Origin of the sequence: Enterobacter sp. WCHEn090032 (assembly GCF_003986875.1) — a bacterium.
GTDB lineage: Bacteria > Pseudomonadota > Gammaproteobacteria > Enterobacterales > Enterobacteriaceae > Enterobacter > Enterobacter sichuanensis.
Genome location: NZ_RXRN01000014.1, coordinates 1 through 16,446, shown reverse-complemented (window position 1 = coordinate 16,446; position 16,446 = coordinate 1). Strand labels below are relative to the sequence as shown.

Genomic DNA, 16,446 nt, shown 5'->3' with positions numbered 1-16,446 from the left:
AAAGACTATGACGCTGAAAGTGGGTTTTATTGGCCTGGGGATCATGGGTAAACCAATGAGTAAGAACCTCATCAAAGCAGGTTACTCACTGGTGGTATCCGATCACAATCCGCAGGCCGTGGCTGAGCTTATGGCGGCTGGCGCAGAAACGGCCACCACCGCCAAAGCCATTGCTGAGCAGTGCGATGTCATCATCACCATGCTGCCAAACTCACCGCATGTCAAAGAGGTCGCGCTGGGTGAGAACGGTATCATCGACGGTGCGAAGCCGGGCCTGGTGCTGATCGATATGAGCTCTATCGCGCCGCTGGCAAGCCGTGAAATCAGCGAGGCGTTAAAAGCAAAGGGCGTTGATATGCTGGACGCGCCGGTCAGCGGCGGCGAACCAAAAGCGATCGACGGTACTCTGTCGGTCATGGTCGGTGGTGAGAAAGCCGTTTTCGACAAATACTACGATCTGATGAAAGCGATGGCGGGCTCCGTGGTGCATACGGGGGACATCGGGGCGGGTAATGTGACCAAGCTGGCAAACCAGGTGATTGTGGCGCTGAACATTGCCGCTATGTCGGAAGCGCTGACGCTGGCAACCAAAGCGGGCGTCAACCCGGACCTGGTCTATCAGGCTATTCGCGGTGGGCTGGCGGGCAGTACCGTGCTGGATGCCAAAGCGCCGATGGTGATGGACCGAAATTTCAAACCTGGCTTCCGTATCGATCTGCATATTAAAGACCTGGCCAACGCGCTGGATACCTCCCACGGCGTGGGAGCCCAGCTGCCGTTGACGGCGGCGGTCATGGAGATGATGCAGGCGCTGCGCGCGGATGGCCTGGGCACGGCCGATCACAGCGCGCTTGCGTGCTATTACGAAAAGCTGGCGAAGGTGGAAGTCGCCCGTTAATCGCCTCTTGCCCACACCTGAGGGTGACAGCGGCGCGCAAACCCTCTATACTGCGCGCCGAAGCTGACCAGACAGTCGCCGCTTCGTCGTCGTCCCCTTCGGGGGAGACGGGCGGAGGGGAGGAAAGTCCGGGCTCCATAGGGCAGGGTGCCAGGTAACGCCTGGGGGGGAAACCCACGACCAGTGCAACAGAGAGCAAACCGCCGATGGCCCGCGCAAGCGGGATCAGGTAAGGGTGAAAGGGTGCGGTAAGAGCGCACCGCGCGGCTGGTAACAGTCCGTGGCACGGTAAACTCCACCCGGAGCAAGGCCAAATAGGGGTTCACATGGTACGGCCCGTACTGAACCCGGGTAGGCTGCTTGAGCCAGTGAGCGATTGCTGGCCTAGATGAATGACTGTCCACGACAGAACCCGGCTTATCGGTCAGTTTCACTTCTTAGAAAACCCCGCTTCGGCGGGGTTTTTGCTTTCAGGGTGTGTAGGTAGGGTAAGCGCAGCGCCACCCGGCAACCGTACAAACGACATCAATTCTCATATTTGCGACATTAAGCACATTTCACTGTTTTTGCCCCGTCAGTGTTCATCCCGCCTCTGTAGACGATCGTCATCACAAAATTTCACGCTAAAAAGTGGTCATTTTTTGGTATTGATAGTTTGTTATGAATGTTACCTTAATGATCTCGATTTTTTTCTCGTATGATATAAACATATTGAAATTAAAAACATTCACTCCATGAATGTGTGACGTATTCCACTCTTTAATGCCAGTCTGCCCAATCACGCCTGAAAATTTTTAGAAATTAAAAGAATGTTTCAAAAGAGTAGTGGTTATTTATTGTCCTTTAATTGCCTGAAAGATCGTCTTTATTGATTTTTTTAATGCAGCAAAATTTATCCGTGTTATTGCCATAAAATAAATTTATCACCCCGGTTTTTATTGATCAATATCAGCGTAATGGCGCGTAACGATAGAGTTATTGCATTGATAATAAAGGTTTTTAATGGGTTTTGGTCCGGTCTGTATTGGGTGCGAAAAGGCAAATTGTGAGTAACAGCACATACCCCCTGAAACATTATTGAGTAGAATCCACCCCGTCATAGGGAAATAAGCTCAGAATATTATGAACACTATTATTCTACCGAAAACACAGCACCTCGTGGTATTTCAGGAAGTCATTAAAAGTGGCTCCATAGGTTCTGCAGCAAGACAACTGGGGCTGACACAACCCGCCGTCAGCAAAATTATCAGCGATATTGAGTCCTACTTTGGCGTCGAAGTGATGGTGCGTAAAAACACCGGCGTAAAACTCACTGCCGCGGGCCAGGTTCTGCTCTCGTACTCAGAGTCGATCACCCGAGAGATGAAAAACATGGTGAGCGAAATCAACAGTCTGAGTTTCAGCACCGTCATGGACGTCTCCTTTGGCTATCCGTCGCTGATTGGTTTTACCTTCCTGTCTGAAATGATCAAAAAATTCAAGGAAGTGTTCCCGAAAGCGCGTGTCTCCATGTATGAAGCGCAGTTGTCATCTTTCCTGCCAGCCATTCGCGACGGTCGGCTGGATTTTGCCATCGGTACGCTGAGCGATGAAATGCTGCTGCAGGATCTGCACGTCGAGCCGCTGTTCGAATCTGAGTTTGTGCCGGTAGCCAGCAAATCACGAACGTGCACCGGCCCGACGACACTGGCATCACTCACCCACGAGCAGTGGGTGATGCCGCAAACCGACATGGGCTACTACAAAGAACTCCTGACCACCCTGCAAGACAACCACATCAGCATTGAAAATATCGTCCAGACCGATTCCGTCGTCACCATTTATAACCTTGTGTTGAATGCCGATTATCTGACGGTCATTCCCCGTGACATGATTGCCCCGTTCGGTTCCGATCAATTTATTGTCCTGCCAGTGGAAGATGAATTACCCGTGGCGCGTTATGCCGCCGTATGGTCAAAAAATTACAGAATAAAAAAATCGGCGTCAGTCTTAGTCGAACTGGCAAAACAATATGCGTCACTCACTGGCGAAAGACGACGATGATATATTAACGCCCTAATAAGCATTAAACCTTTTTAAAACACCCAGAGCTTATTTTAGCCGTGCTCTGATACCCTGACTTTGCCTGAAAAGAATGAATTATTATAACGAGGATATTATGCATATTACCTACGATCTCCCGGTAACGATTGAAGATATTCAGGATGCCAGAAAACGACTGGCAGGAAAAATATATAAAACCGGCATGCCGCGCTCGAATTACCTCAGCGAACGTTGTAAGGGTGAAATATTCCTTAAATTTGAGAATATGCAGCGTACCGGCTCCTTTAAAATTCGCGGTGCGTTCAACAAATTAAGCTCGCTGACCGATGCAGAAAGACGCAAAGGCGTGGTTGCCTGTTCCGCGGGAAACCACGCGCAGGGGGTCTCTCTCTCCTGTGCCATGCTGGGCATTGACGGCAAAGTGGTGATGCCGATGGGCGCGCCGAAATCTAAAGTGGCCGCGACGCGCGACTACTCGGCGGAGGTCGTGCTGCACGGGGAGAACTTCAATGACACCATCGCCAAAGTCAGCGAAATCGTCGAGATGGAAGGGCGTATTTTTATCCCGCCTTACGATGACGCCAAAGTAATCGCCGGACAGGGCACCATCGGGCTGGAAATTCTCGAAGACTTGTACGATGTGGATAACGTCATTGTGCCAATCGGCGGTGGCGGCTTAATTGCCGGGATCGCGACGGCGATTAAATCCATCAACCCCACCATCAATATTATCGGCGTGCAGTCAGAAAATGTTCACGGGATGGCGGCATCGTATCAGGCCGGAGAAATTATGAATCATCGCGTCACCGGTACATTAGCCGACGGTTGCGATGTCTCTCGCCCGGGTAAATTAACGTTCGAAATTGTTCGTGAATTGGTCGATGACATCGTACTGGTCAGTGAAGAGAACATTCGCGACAGCATGATTGCACTTATTCAGCGAAATAAAGTGGTGACCGAAGGTGCCGGCGCGCTGGCCTGTGCCGCGTTATTAAGCGGCAAGCTTGACCACTATATTCAGGGTCGTAAAACCGTCTGCATTATTTCCGGCGGCAATATTGACCTCTCCCGTGTTTCCCAAATTACCGGCTTCGTTGACGCATAAAGGTGACCTATGAGCAACACAGAAAGCATTATCGTTGGCCAGACAAAAACGTCCTCCTGGCGTAAGTCTGATACCACCTGGACGCTTGGCCTGTTCGGAACCGCCATTGGCGCAGGCGTGCTGTTCTTCCCCATTCGCGCAGGTTTTGGTGGCTTGATCCCTATCCTGCTGATGCTGCTTCTCGCCTTCCCGATCGCGTTTTACTGCCACCGTGCGCTGGCGCGTCTGTGCCTGTCCGGCAGCAACGTCTCCGGCAACATCACCGAAACGGTGGAAGAGCATTTTGGTAAAACCGGTGGGGTGGTCATTACCTTCCTCTACTTCTTCGCCATTTGCCCGCTGCTGTGGATTTACGGCGTCACCATTACCAACACCTTTATGACTTTCTGGGAAAACCAGCTCCAGCTGCCTGCGCTGAACCGCGGCGTGGTGGCGCTGTTCCTGCTGCTGCTGATGGCCTTTGTAATCTGGTTCGGCAAAGACCTGATGGTGAAGGTGATGAGCTTCCTGGTGTTCCCGTTTATCGCCAGTCTGGTGCTGATTTCCCTGTCGCTGATCCCTTACTGGAACTCGGCGGTTATCGACCAGGTCAACCTGAGCGATATCGCCTTCACCGGCCATGACGGCATTCTGGTGACGGTGTGGCTGGGCATCTCCATCATGGTCTTCTCCTTTAACTTCTCGCCGATTGTCTCCTCGTTTGTGGTCTCCAAGCGTGAAGAGTACGAGCCGGCGTACGGAAAAGAATTTACCGAGCAGAAATGTTCCAAAATCATCGGTCGCGCCAGCCTGCTGATGGTCGCCGTGGTGATGTTCTTCGCCTTTAGCTGTCTGTTTACGCTCTCTCCGCAGAACATGGCGGATGCCAAAGCGCAGAACATTCCGGTGCTCTCATACCTGGCGAACCACTTTGCCTCGATGTCGGGAACCAAATCGACCTTCGCGACGGTACTGGAATACGGGGCTTCCATCATCGCGCTGGTCGCTATCTTCAAATCCTTCTTTGGTCACTACCTGGGCACGCTGGAAGGGCTGAACGGTCTGATCCTGAAGTTCGGTTATAAGGGCGACAAGAAGAAGGTCTCTGTGGGCAAGCTGAACACCATCAGCATGGTGTTCATCATGGGATCCACCTGGGTTGTTGCATACGCCAACCCGAACATTCTTGACCTTATCGAAGCGATGGGGGCGCCGATCATCGCCTCTCTGCTGTGCCTGCTGCCGATGTATGCCATCCGCAAAGCGCCAGCCATGGCGAAGTTTAAAGGCAGACCGGAGAACATCTTCGTCACGGTTGTGGGCCTGCTGACCATTCTGAATATCGTTTACAAACTGTTCTAACCAAAGCTCAGGAAGAGCGGAGCCACACCATGATTGAGTTTCCGGTAGTACTGGTTATTAACTGCGGTTCGTCCTCTGTTAAGTTTTCGGTGCTCGATGCCAGCGCCTGTGACGCCCTGATGACGGGCATTGCAGACGGCATCAACACGGATAACGCCTTTATTTCCGTAAACGGGGGTGAGCCAGCCAGACTGGCTCACCATGACTACGAAGGGGCGCTGGCTGCCATCGCCCTGGAGCTGGAGAAGCGTAACCTGATGAGCAGCGTGGCCTTAATTGGCCATCGCATTGCTCACGGCGGCGACCTCTTCAGCGAGTCGACCCTGATTACGGAGGAGGTGATTGCGCAGATCCGTCAGGTTTCCCCGCTGGCGCCACTGCATAACTACGCCAACTTAAGCGGCGTGGAAGCCGCAGAGCGCCTCTTCCCTGGCGTGCAGCAGGTTGCGGTGTTCGATACCAGCTTCCATCAGACGCTGCCGCCGCAGGCGTATCTGTACGGCTTACCGTACCGCTATTATGAAGAGTTGGGCGTGCGTCGCTACGGCTTCCACGGCACCTCTCACCGCTATGTGGCCGGGCGGGCGCAGGCGCTTCTCGGGCTGTCCCCTGATGACAGCGGTCTGGTGATTGCCCATCTCGGTAATGGCGCCTCCATCTGCGCGGTGCGCAATGGCGAAAGCGTGGATACCTCCATGGGCATGACGCCGCTGGAAGGGCTGGTGATGGGCACACGCTGTGGCGACGTGGATTTTGGCGCCATGGCGTGGATTGCCCAGCAGACCGGCCAGTCGTTCGAGGATCTGGAGCGCGTGGTCAATAAAGAGTCCGGATTGCTGGGGATCTCCGGCCTCTCGTCTGATCTGCGTGCGCTGGAGAAGGCCTGGCACGCGGGTCATGAACGCGCGCAGCTGGCGATCCAGACTTTCGTTCACCGCGTTGCGCGCCATATCGCCGGGCACGCGGCATCGCTGCACCGCCTGGACGGCGTGGTCTTTACCGGCGGTATCGGCGAAAACTCGACGCTTATCCGCGCGCTGGTGGCGGAACACCTGAAGGTCTTTGGCCTCATCCTCGACGACGCCAAAAATGGCCTGCCGGGCAGCGTGGGTGAGCGCGTGATCTCCACCGGGTCGTCCCGCGTAGCCTGCGCGGTTGTCCCTACCAACGAAGAAAAAATGATCGCACTGGATGCCCTCCGTCTTGGGAAGGTTACCCCGGCTGCGGCTTACGCCTGATAAAGCGAGAATAAGATGAAAGTAACAATCGATACGGGCGTCGCACCCTACAGCGACGCATGGGCCGGGTTTCGCGGTGAAGAATGGAAAAACGCCGTCAACGTGCGCGATTTTATTCAGCATAACTACACCCCTTATGAAGGCGACGAAGCTTTCCTCGCGCAGGCGACGCCAGCAACGACGGCGCTGTGGCAGAAGGTAATGGTCGGCATTCGTCAGGAGAATGCCACCCACGCCCCGGTAGATTTTGACACCAATATCGCCACCACCATTACGGCTCATGGGCCGGGCTATATCGACCAGGATCTGGAGACGATCGTCGGTCTGCAAACCGATAAACCGCTTAAGCGCGCCCTGCATCCGTACGGCGGGATCAACATGATCCGCAGCTCGTTCGAAGCCTACGGGCGGGAGATGGATCCGCAGTTCGAATACCTGTTTACCGACCTGCGTAAAACCCATAACCAGGGCGTATTTGACGTCTACTCGCCGGAGATGATGCGTTGCCGTAAATCCGGGGTGCTGACGGGGCTGCCGGACGGCTACGGGCGCGGACGCATCATTGGCGATTACCGCCGCGTGGCGCTGTATGGCATCAGTTATCTGGTGCGCGAGCGTGAACTGCAGTTTGCCGATCTCCAGCCGAGACTGGAACGTGGTGAAGATCTTGAGGCGACGATCCGCCTGCGTGAGGAGCTGGCGGAACACAAACGTGCGCTGCTGCAGATCCAGCAGATGGCGGCGAATTATGGTTTTGATATTTCACGTCCGGCGATGAACGCCCAGGAAGCGGTGCAGTGGGTCTATTTTGCCTACCTGGCGGCGGTGAAATCCCAGAACGGCGGGGCGATGTCGCTGGGTCGCACGGCCTCGTTCCTCGATATTTACATTGAGCGCGACATGCAGGCCGGGCGGCTGAATGAAGTCCAGGCGCAGGAGCTGATCGATCACTTCATTATGAAGATCCGCATGGTGCGCTTCCTGCGCACGCCGGAGTTCGACACGCTTTTCTCCGGCGATCCGATCTGGGCGACGGAAGTGATCGGCGGGATGGGGCTGGACGGACGCACGCTGGTGACCAAAAACAGCTTCCGCTATCTGCATACGCTGCACACCATGGGGCCTGCGCCGGAGCCTAACCTGACGATCCTCTGGTCTGAACAACTGCCGATCGCGTTCAAGAAATATGCCGCGCAGGTATCGATCGTCACCTCGTCGCTGCAGTATGAGAACGACGATCTGATGCGTGCCGACTTCAACAGCGACGACTACGCCATTGCCTGCTGCGTCAGCCCGATGGTGATCGGCAAGCAGATGCAGTTCTTCGGTGCCCGCGCCAACCTCGCCAAAACGCTGCTGTACGCGATCAACGGCGGGATGGATGAGAAGCTGAAGATCCAGGTCGGCCCGAAAACCGCGCCGCTGCTGGATGACGTGCTGGACTACGACACCGTGATGGCGAGCCTCGATCACTTTATGGACTGGCTGGCGGTGCAGTACATCAGCGCGCTGAATCTCATTCACTACATGCACGACAAGTACAGCTACGAAGCCTCGCTGATGGCGCTGCACGACCGGGACGTTTACCGTACCATGGCCTGCGGTATTGCTGGCCTGTCGGTGGCGGCGGATTCCCTGTCCGCTATTAAATATGCCACGGTGAAACCGGTGCGCGACCACACCGGTCTGGCGGTCGATTTTGTGATAGAAGGGGACTACCCGCAGTACGGCAACAACGATGACCGCGTGGACAGCATTGCCTGCGACCTAGTGGAGCGCTTTATGAAGAAAATTCAGGCACTGCCAACCTACCGCAACGCGGTACCGACTCAGTCGATCCTGACTATTACCTCCAACGTGGTTTACGGTCAGAAGACCGGCAACACGCCGGACGGACGCCGCGGCGGCACGCCGTTTGCGCCAGGCGCGAACCCGATGCACGGTCGCGACAGAAAAGGGGCCGTGGCTTCGTTAACCTCGGTCGCTAAGCTGCCGTTCACCTATGCCAAAGATGGGATCTCTTACACCTTCTCCATCGTGCCGCAGGCGCTCGGTAAAGATGAGATGGTGCGCAAAACTAACCTGGTGGGGCTGCTGGACGGCTACTTCCACCATGAAGCGGCCATTGAGGGGGGACAGCATCTTAACGTCAACGTCATGAATCGGGAGATGTTGCTGGATGCCATTGCGCACCCGGAGAATTATCCGAACCTGACGATCCGCGTTTCAGGCTATGCGGTGCGGTTTAATGCCCTGACGCGTGAGCAGCAGCAGGATGTGATCTCCAGGACGTTTACGCAATCCATCTGACGCAAGTGAGTCCTGATGCCCCCTCACCGCAGGGGGCATTTTTTTGGCCCGCTTAACATACAAAATTGTTTATATAATTACTCACACATATTCATCCGTTCTTGAAAAACAATACGCCTGCTTTTTCCTATAACAGATTGTAAGGACTGTAAGATGATGAAAATGACCCGCATTGCGTTGGCAGCTGCTTCACTGGTGGTGTGCAGTTTTACGGCGCAGGCCGCTAACGTTGAGGCTGCCCCGTCGCCCTCGCAGGATCCGCTGGTACAGCACCTGAAGCTCAGCAACGAGCAGGTTAAGAAGATTGAAGATCTGCATAAGCAACTGGAAGAAAATGTCAGCAAGATCCCGATGACGGGGGTGAAGGACGGTGCGCTGATCGACATGTTCCAGGCAGGTAAATGGGACGAAAGCACAGTGAAAAGCCAGCTTACCGCATTCAGCAAAATTGAAGAGCAGACCCGTTATTACCGCGTGAAATATTACTTCGACGTCAGCCAGGTATTGACGCCGGAGCAACGCAAGCAGATCAGAACCGATATGGCTAACGCGCTGGCTGAGTGATTTCCTACCCGCGCATGGCGCGGGTATTTATTTCTTGATCGTCATCACTTTTAGAAAACTGGCTCTGAATATCCTCCTTCAGAAGCAAAATTTCCTCCCGACAACGAATATCCTTATTAATGTTGTGACCTTTTTCTCCCGCGCTCCGGATATGATCTTTCCACACCAATAACACACACCTGCAACCCTCTGAATCGCAATCGCTGGCGATCGGAAACCTATAAAAACAACTGTTTACCCTACAAAATAAGCGAGTGCCCAATGGATACGGCAACAAACAGCAGTGTGATTGTGAATGATTCCCCCGCGGCAAGGCGTGCGGGAATGAGCGAAAGTGAGTGGCAAGCGGCAATTAAATTCGACAGCACCGATACGGGCTGGGTCATCATGAGTATCGGGATGGCTATCGGCGCGGGGATTGTTTTTCTCCCAGTGCAGGTAGGACTCATGGGGCTGTGGGTCTTTTTACTCTCGTCCGTTATCGGTTATCCGGCCATGTATTTATTCCAACGTCTGTTTATTAATACCCTTGCGGAATCACCGGAATGCAAAGATTACCCAAGCGTCATTAGCGGTTATTTAGGCAAGAACTGGGGTATTTTATTAGGTGCGCTCTATTTCGTGATGCTGGTGATCTGGATGTTTGTCTATTCCACCGCCATTACCAACGACAGCGCATCGTATTTGCATACCTTTGGTGTGACCGACCATTTGCTCTCTGAAAATCCGTTCTACGGGTTATTCCTGATTTGTATTCTGGTGGCCATCTCCTCACGGGGGGAAAAGCTGCTGTTTAAAGTCTCCAGCCTGATGGTGTTGACCAAATTATTCGTGGTCGCGGCGCTGGGAGTGTCGATGATAGGTCTGTGGCATTTAGCCAACGTAGGCATGCTGCCGCCCGTAGGGCTGCTGGTAAAAAATGCCATCATCACGTTACCCTTTACCTTAACCTCCATTCTGTTTATTCAGACCTTGAGCCCGATGGTGATCTCATACCGTTCACGGGAAAAATCCGTGGAGGTGGCGCGTCATAAAGCGCTGCGGGCAATGAACATTGCCTTTGGTGTGCTGTTTGTAACGGTCTTCTTCTATGCTGTCTCCTTTACGCTGGCGATGGGACACGATGAGGCGGTCAAAGCCTATGAACAGAATATCTCTGCCCTGGCGATAGCGGCGCAGTTTATCAGCGGCGACGGCGCGGGCTGGGTCAAAATCGTCAGCGTGATCCTGAATATCTTTGCCGTCATGACCGCATTCTTCGGCGTCTACCTCGGTTTTCGCGAGGCCACGCAGGGTATCGTCATGAATATCCTGCGCCGCAAAATGCCGGTAGAGAAAATCAATGAGAACGCCGTCCAGCGCGGGATTATGCTGTTCGCCATCCTGCTGGCCTGGAGCGCGATTGTATTAAATGCGCCGGTGTTGAGCTTCACGTCTATTTGCAGCCCCATTTTTGGCATGGTGGGCTGCCTGATCCCCGCATGGCTGGTCTGTAAGGTCCCGGCACTGCACAAATATAAAGGCGTTTCGCTGGTGATTATTGTTATCACCGGGCTGCTGCTTTGTGTTTCTCCTTTCCTCGCCTTCTCCTGAGGATTATTAAGGTCGTAACGATGTCTGAGCAAACTTATCCTTTATGGAATCAATTTATTCGCGCAGTGCAGGAAGAAGTTAAACCCGCACTTGGATGTACCGAACCCGTCTCTCTGGCGCTGGCCTGCGCGATGGCCGCAGACCTTCTGCCGGGTGATGTCACACAGATTGAGGCGTGGGTCTCGCCGAACCTGATGAAAAACGGGCTTGGCGTGACGGTGCCGGGAACCGGGATGGTCGGGTTACCGATTGCGGCAGCGCTGGGCGCGGTTGGCGGTAACGCGCACGCCGGGCTGGAGGTGTTAAAAGACGCGTCAGCCGGGGCGCTGGTACAGGCCAAATCGCTGCTGACCTCTGGTAAGGTCCAGGTGAAACTGCAGGAGCCGTGCGATGAAATCCTCTACTCGCGCGCCCGGGTATATGCCGGAGATACCTCGGCAATGGTGACCATTGCCGGTGGGCATACCCGGGTGGTGGAGGTGGTTTATCAGGACGAAACGCGCTTTGCGCTTGAGGAGCAACAGGGCGAAGAAAATGACGATCCGCTGGCGGTGCTGACAAACGCCACGCTGTCGCAGATCCTGGAGTTTGTCGAGCAGGTGCCGTTTGAGGCGATCCGTTTTATTCTGGAAGCAGGGCAGCTAAACGATGCGCTCTCCCGGGAAGGGCTCAGCGGGAAGTGGGGGCTGCACATTGGTGCCACGCTGAATAAGCAGCGTGCGCGAGGATGGCTGGCGCAGGATCTGGGTTCAGACATTGTTATTCGCACCAGTGCGGCCTCGGACGCCCGCATGGGCGGCGCGACGCTGCCGGCGATGAGCAATTCGGGTTCCGGCAATCAGGGCATTACCGCCACCATGCCGGTGGTGGTGGTCGCTGAGCACGTTCAGGCCGACGACGAACGGCTGGCGCGGGCGCTGATGCTGTCTCATCTTTCCGCTATTTATATTCACGCCCAGCTTCCGCGTTTGTCGGCGCTGTGTGCGGCAACAACGGCGGCTATGGGGGCGTCGGCGGGTATGGCGTGGTTGATGGGCGGCAGTTATCAGACGATTGCGATGGCCATCAGCAGCATGATCGGCGACGTCAGCGGGATGATTTGCGACGGCGCTTCAAACAGCTGTGCCATGAAGGTCTCTACCAGCGTGGCAAGTGCGTGGAAAGCGGTGATGATGGCGCTGGATGATTCGGCTGTGACGGGCAACGAAGGCATTGTGGCGCACGATGTGGAGCAGTCGATCGCGAACCTGTGCGCGCTCGCGTGCCGTTCGATGCAGGCAACGGACCGGCAGATTATTGAGATTATGGCGAGTAAGGTGTTGTGAATAGTTCCTCGCCCCTCACCCTAGCCCTCTCCCCAAAGGGGAGAGGGAACCAATCGAGCCCCTCGCCCCTTTGGGGAGAGGGGTTGGGGTGAGGGGGATTTCTAAACCGGCAAATCAATCAGCAGCGCGCGCAGCGGCGTATCCGCGACCAGCGTGATATTCGCTTCATCACGAATAAACGCCCCGTCACCGCAGGTGAGTGCTTCCTTCTCTTCCGTATGCGTTACCGCATGCACCGTACCGTGAATCGACTGCAGATAGGCGCGCGGACCGTGAAGCTGGAAGCTCGCCTGTTCACCTTTCTTCAGTTCGATATGGTGCAGCCACACCTGCTGACGCAGCTGCAGGCTATCTTTGCTGCCGTCAGGTGATGCAATCAGCTGCTGCTTATCGCCCGTCAGGTCTAGCTTTTGTACCAGCGGGTTTTCCCGCTCAGGGCAGGCGTCAAGCCACAGTTGCATGCGGGTCAGCGTTTTGTCTTTGCTGAGGTTATGCTCGCTGTAGCTGATGCCCGGCTGTGTGGAAATTAATAACGCTTCGCCAGCCTTCGCCTGGACATGATTGCCCTCGCTATCGCGGTATTCTGCCTCGCCTTCCAGGATCAGGTTCAGGATATCGACTTTCGGGTACGTACGCGGCTGGAAGGAGGCGCCCGGGGCGAGCACTTCCTGATTTAACACACGTAGTGATGCGTAACCGAGGAGTTTAGGGTCAAAGTAGTGTCCAAAGGAAAAGGTGTAGCGGGCCTGCAGCCAACCGAAATCGGCTTGTCCGCACTGTTTAGCTGTTCTTGTCGTAATCATAAACTGACCTCTCTTTACACTAAAACAATGGTAAAGGTATGGACGCTGCATTGTTAGCCAGATATTCTGCCGGGTATGTTCAAATTTCCTGAATGAGAACGAGATGGCTAAAGAGAGAGCATTGACGCTTGAGGCGCTTCGCGTCATGGACGCAATCGACCGGCGCGGCAGTTTTGCGGCGGCGGCAGATGAGCTGGGGCGCGTTCCGTCTGCGCTGAGCTACACCATGCAAAAGCTGGAGGAAGAGCTGGACGTGGTGCTGTTTGACCGCTCCGGTCATCGAACAAAATTCACCAACGTCGGGCGGATGCTGCTGGAGCGCGGCCGCGTGCTGCTGGAAGCGGCGGATAAGCTCACGACGGACGCCGAAGCACTGGCTCGTGGCTGGGAAACTCATCTGACGCTGGTGACGGAAGCCCTGGTGCCGACCGAATCGCTGTTCCCGCTGGTGGACCGTCTGGCGGCGAAGGCTAACACCCAGCTGTCGATCATCACTGAGGTGCTGGCAGGGGCGTGGGAGCGGCTGGAGACGGGCAGGGCGGACATCGTCATTGCGCCGGACATGCACTTCCGTTCCTCGTCGGAGATCAACTCGCGCAAGCTTTACAGCGTGATGAACGTCTACGTTGCCGCACCCAATCACCCAATTCACCAGGAGCCGGAGCCACTCTCTGAAGTCACTCGCGTGAAGTATCGCGGCGTGGCGGTTGCGGATACCGCACGTGAACGTCCGGTGCTGACGGTACAGCTTCTGGATAAACAGCCGCGACTCACCGTTACGTCTCTGGAAGATAAGCGCCAGGCGCTGCTGGCAGGGTTAGGCGTGGCGACGATGCCATACCCGTTTGTGGAAAAAGACATTGCGGAAGGACGGTTGCGGGTTGTGAGCCCGGAATACACCAGCGAGGTGGATATCATTATGGCATGGCGTCGTGACAGCATGGGCGAAGCCAAGTCGTGGTGTTTGCGAGAAATTCCAAAGCTCTTTGCGCACCACAATAAGTAGATCCGTAGGCCCGGTAAGCGTAAGCGCCACCGGGCTCTGATTTACACGCCGGCTTTCGGATCCGGACCAAAGCGGTTTTCGCCAGGGGTACCGCTCTGGCAGTTGAAGATCAGAATCACGATCCAGCCCACAATCGGGATCAACAGCAGCAGTAGCCACCACGCCGAACGATCGGTATCGTGCAGTCGACGGAACAGTACCGCCCACGATGGCAGCAGGACTAACAGGCCATAGATGGTGGTCAGTACGCCTTCACCGCCAGCCCGCTCCCAGCCGAGAATTTTATCCACGATGCCCAGCACCATAATCAGGACGAAGTTCACCAGAACGAACATCCAGTACTCTTTGCGGCGGGCGCGGCCACCAAATCCAATGTAGTTGCGCAGTACTTTTAAATACCAGTCCATTTTCCTTGCCTCATTAGTCAGTCAATCACTTGTTTTCTAAGCGATCGAGGTAAGGATAGATGGAGATTGTGAATTAAAAAAGGGCATCCATTGATGCCCTTAATATTTATCCAAAACGCACATCGCGCCCGTGCGGTTCATCCAGGTCCTGCCACGGCCCAATGGAGATAATGCCCGTTGGGTTAATGGTCTTGTGGCTGCGGAAATAGTGAGTGCGGATATGGTCGAAGTCGACCGTATCGGCGATGCCCGGCATCTGGTAGATGTCGCGCAGGAAACCATACAGGTTCAGATAGTCACTGATGCGGTGCTTGTCGCACTTAAAGTGGGTGACATAGACCGGATCAAAGCGAACCAGCGTGGTCCACAGGCGGATATCCGCTTCCGTCAGACGATCGCCCGTCAGGTAGCGGTGCTGGCCGAGGATCTGCTCCAGACGCTCAAGAGATTCAAAGACTTTTCCGACCGCTTCGTCATACGCTTCCTGGCTGGTGGCGAAACCGGCCTTGTAGACACCGTTGTTGACGTTGTCGTAAATCCAGCTGTTCAGCTCATCAATTTTATCGCGCAGCTCAACCGGATAGTAATCCCCGGCGCGGGCGCCGTGGGCATCAAATGCGGTATTGAACATGCGGATGATTTCCGCAGACTCATTGCTGACAATCGTCTGGTTTTTCTTGTCCCACAGCACCGGCACGGTCACGCGCCCGGTGTAGTGCGGGTCGGCCCGCAGGTAGAGCTGGTAAAGGAAATCATGATGGTATAAATCGTCGCCGGTCGCGGCAGGGAAGTCACTGTCAAACGTCCAGCCGTTTTCCAGCATCAGCGGATTCACCACGGAAACCGGAATTAAGGATTCAAGACCTTTGAGCTTGCGCACAATCAACGTGCGATGCGCCCACGGACAGGCAAGGGAGACATAAAGATGATAACGATCTTTCTCGGCCGCAAAGCCGCCTTCGCCACTTGGGCCGGGAGCCCCGTCGGCGGTGAGCCAGTTACGGAAGGCCGAAACAGAGCGCTTAAAGCGTCCACCGGTGGATTTGGTGTCATACCAGACATCCTGCCAGACGCCGTCTACGAGTTGTCCCATTCTTTTCTCCTCCGTCAGATAGCAAAAGCGAGGAGAGATCTCCTCGCTTTGTGTTCATTCAGTATAGCGTGCTTACCATTTCTTATTCAGAACGCGGTCGATGCTGTATGCACCCGGGCCAGTGACGGCCAGCAGCAGGAAGCCACCCGCGATGGTCAGGTTTTTCATGAACATCAGAGAGTTCACGCCTTCCGCAAAGTTGCTGTGGAAGATAAACGCGGTCAGCACGGTGAAGCCCGCGGTAAACAGCGCGGTGGTACGGGTCAGGAAGCCGAACAGTACCGCCAGGCCGCCGCCGAACTCAAGAAGAATAGTCAGTGGCAACAGGAACCCCGGAACGCCCATGGCTTCCATATACTGCTGGGTACCCGCATAACCGGTGATTTTGCCCCAACCTGCCACGATGAACAGAATTGGCATCAGAATACGTGCTACCAGTACACCAACATCTTCTAATTTTTTCATTTTACTCTCCAGGAAACCACATCAGCGGCTGAACTTTATTTGTCTGCAATTCCGGGTAGATACCGCGGTATTGCTGTCGATGGAGAGCATCATAAACGTGACGGTTGGCGATTGTTAGCAAGGAAAACTGTCAATCTTTTTCAAAGATATTGAGTAAGGGAGCGTGCGCGCTGGTGCCCTCACCCCAACCCTCTCCCACAGGGCTGAGGAATCCCCACAAAATAATGCCTGCACAGACAACCCCCTCTCCCTTGA

General features: G+C 54.9%; 14 protein-coding genes and 1 other RNA gene. 11 read left to right on the top strand and 4 right to left on the bottom strand.

Translation table 11 applies throughout. The features are described 5' to 3' along the window. Nucleotides 1-7 precede the first annotated feature (7 nt). The 10 genes from garR (at nucleotide 8) to EKN83_RS13500 (ending at nucleotide 12,417) form a co-directional block, all read left to right on the top strand. Complete coding sequence (gene garR, locus EKN83_RS13545; protein WP_126801121.1) at nucleotides 8-898, top strand: 2-hydroxy-3-oxopropionate reductase; 891 nt, start codon at nucleotides 8-10, stop codon at nucleotides 896-898. Between the two features lie 59 nt (nucleotides 899-957). Beyond that, an RNA gene (rnpB, locus tag EKN83_RS13540) (RNase P RNA component class A) lies at nucleotides 958-1,334 on the top strand. Nucleotides 1,335-2,020: 686 nt separating this feature from the next. Then, nucleotides 2,021-2,941 carry a transcriptional regulator TdcA gene (gene tdcA / locus EKN83_RS13535; protein ID WP_126801120.1) on the top strand — a complete coding sequence of 307 codons (921 nt, stop codon included), beginning with the start codon at nucleotides 2,021-2,023 and terminating at the stop codon, nucleotides 2,939-2,941. Nucleotides 2,942-3,056: 115 nt separating this feature from the next. Further along, nucleotides 3,057-4,046, top strand: coding sequence for a bifunctional threonine ammonia-lyase/L-serine ammonia-lyase TdcB (gene tdcB / locus EKN83_RS13530; RefSeq protein ID WP_047959859.1), 990 nt, complete (start codon nucleotides 3,057-3,059; stop codon nucleotides 4,044-4,046). Nucleotides 4,047-4,055: 9 nt separating this feature from the next. Continuing rightward, the gene (tdcC, locus tag EKN83_RS13525) at nucleotides 4,056-5,387 is read left to right on the top strand and encodes a threonine/serine transporter TdcC (protein WP_045286337.1); all 1,332 of its coding nucleotides are present in this window, start codon (nucleotides 4,056-4,058) and stop codon (nucleotides 5,385-5,387) included. A gap of 29 nt (nucleotides 5,388-5,416) precedes the next feature. Continuing rightward, nucleotides 5,417-6,625 (top strand): propionate kinase, encoded by a 1,209-nt coding sequence (gene tdcD / locus EKN83_RS13520; protein ID WP_126801119.1) that lies wholly within the window; start codon nucleotides 5,417-5,419, stop codon nucleotides 6,623-6,625. A gap of 15 nt (nucleotides 6,626-6,640) precedes the next feature. Then, complete coding sequence (gene pflB, locus EKN83_RS13515) at nucleotides 6,641-8,935, top strand: formate C-acetyltransferase (protein ID WP_045286335.1); 2,295 nt, start codon at nucleotides 6,641-6,643, stop codon at nucleotides 8,933-8,935. A gap of 153 nt (nucleotides 8,936-9,088) precedes the next feature. Beyond that, the gene (locus EKN83_RS13510; protein ID WP_045286334.1) at nucleotides 9,089-9,499 is read left to right on the top strand and encodes a Spy/CpxP family protein refolding chaperone; all 411 of its coding nucleotides are present in this window, start codon (nucleotides 9,089-9,091) and stop codon (nucleotides 9,497-9,499) included. Nucleotides 9,500-9,760: 261 nt separating this feature from the next. Continuing rightward, a complete protein-coding gene (locus tag EKN83_RS13505) occupies nucleotides 9,761-11,092 on the top strand; it encodes an amino acid permease (protein ID WP_126801118.1) in 1,332 nt (443 codons plus the stop codon). 20 nt (nucleotides 11,093-11,112) lie between these two features. Continuing rightward, the gene (locus tag EKN83_RS13500) at nucleotides 11,113-12,417 is read left to right on the top strand and encodes a serine dehydratase subunit alpha family protein (protein WP_126801117.1); all 1,305 of its coding nucleotides are present in this window, start codon (nucleotides 11,113-11,115) and stop codon (nucleotides 12,415-12,417) included. 101 nt (nucleotides 12,418-12,518) lie between these two features. Here the strand turns inward: EKN83_RS13500 and EKN83_RS13495 are convergent, their stop codons facing one another. Continuing rightward, nucleotides 12,519-13,220, bottom strand: a complete 702-nt coding sequence (locus tag EKN83_RS13495) for a pirin family protein (RefSeq protein ID WP_025759872.1) — start codon at nucleotides 13,218-13,220, stop codon at nucleotides 12,519-12,521. 103 nt (nucleotides 13,221-13,323) lie between these two features. Here EKN83_RS13495 and EKN83_RS13490 point away from each other — a divergent pair, with 103 nt between their 5' ends. Then, nucleotides 13,324-14,226, top strand: coding sequence for a LysR family transcriptional regulator (locus EKN83_RS13490; RefSeq protein ID WP_025759871.1), 903 nt, complete (start codon nucleotides 13,324-13,326; stop codon nucleotides 14,224-14,226). A gap of 41 nt (nucleotides 14,227-14,267) precedes the next feature. Here EKN83_RS13490 and EKN83_RS13485 read toward each other — a convergent pair whose 3' ends face one another. The 3 genes from EKN83_RS13485 to EKN83_RS13475 all read right to left on the bottom strand — a co-directional run bounded on the left by EKN83_RS13485 (nucleotide 14,268) and on the right by EKN83_RS13475 (nucleotide 16,191). Next, nucleotides 14,268-14,633 carry a DUF805 domain-containing protein gene (locus EKN83_RS13485; protein WP_025759870.1) on the bottom strand — a complete coding sequence of 122 codons (366 nt, stop codon included), beginning with the start codon at nucleotides 14,631-14,633 and terminating at the stop codon, nucleotides 14,268-14,270. A gap of 106 nt (nucleotides 14,634-14,739) precedes the next feature. After that, nucleotides 14,740-15,726 (bottom strand): glutathione S-transferase family protein, encoded by a 987-nt coding sequence (locus EKN83_RS13480; RefSeq protein ID WP_047959515.1) that lies wholly within the window; start codon nucleotides 15,724-15,726, stop codon nucleotides 14,740-14,742. Between the two features lie 72 nt (nucleotides 15,727-15,798). After that, nucleotides 15,799-16,191 (bottom strand): DoxX family protein, encoded by a 393-nt coding sequence (locus EKN83_RS13475; protein ID WP_023309292.1) that lies wholly within the window; start codon nucleotides 16,189-16,191, stop codon nucleotides 15,799-15,801. Nucleotides 16,192-16,446: the final 255 nt, after the last annotated feature.

Bases quoted from the DNA above. Each gene is read 5' to 3' on its own strand.
- EKN83_RS13510 (WP_045286334.1), top strand. From the start codon at position 9,089: ATGATGAAAATGACCCGCATTGCGTTGGCAGCTGCTTCACTGGTGGTG.
- EKN83_RS13500 (WP_126801117.1), top strand. From the start codon at position 11,113: ATGTCTGAGCAAACTTATCCTTTATGGAATCAATTTATTCGCGCAGTG.
- EKN83_RS13480 (WP_047959515.1), bottom strand. From the start codon at position 15,726: ATGGGACAACTCGTAGACGGCGTCTGGCAGGATGTCTGGTATGACACC.
- EKN83_RS13485 (WP_025759870.1), bottom strand. From the start codon at position 14,633: ATGGACTGGTATTTAAAAGTACTGCGCAACTACATTGGATTTGGTGGC.
- EKN83_RS13495 (WP_025759872.1), bottom strand. From the start codon at position 13,220: ATGATTACGACAAGAACAGCTAAACAGTGCGGACAAGCCGATTTCGGT.
- EKN83_RS13505 (WP_126801118.1), top strand. From the start codon at position 9,761: ATGGATACGGCAACAAACAGCAGTGTGATTGTGAATGATTCCCCCGCG.
- EKN83_RS13475 (WP_023309292.1), bottom strand. From the start codon at position 16,191: ATGAAAAAATTAGAAGATGTTGGTGTACTGGTAGCACGTATTCTGATG.
- pflB (WP_045286335.1), top strand. From the start codon at position 6,641: ATGAAAGTAACAATCGATACGGGCGTCGCACCCTACAGCGACGCATGG.
- tdcB (WP_047959859.1), top strand. From the start codon at position 3,057: ATGCATATTACCTACGATCTCCCGGTAACGATTGAAGATATTCAGGAT.
- tdcD (WP_126801119.1), top strand. From the start codon at position 5,417: ATGATTGAGTTTCCGGTAGTACTGGTTATTAACTGCGGTTCGTCCTCT.
- tdcC (WP_045286337.1), top strand. From the start codon at position 4,056: ATGAGCAACACAGAAAGCATTATCGTTGGCCAGACAAAAACGTCCTCC.
- EKN83_RS13490 (WP_025759871.1), top strand. From the start codon at position 13,324: ATGGCTAAAGAGAGAGCATTGACGCTTGAGGCGCTTCGCGTCATGGAC.
- garR (WP_126801121.1), top strand. From the start codon at position 8: ATGACGCTGAAAGTGGGTTTTATTGGCCTGGGGATCATGGGTAAACCA.
- tdcA (WP_126801120.1), top strand. From the start codon at position 2,021: ATGAACACTATTATTCTACCGAAAACACAGCACCTCGTGGTATTTCAG.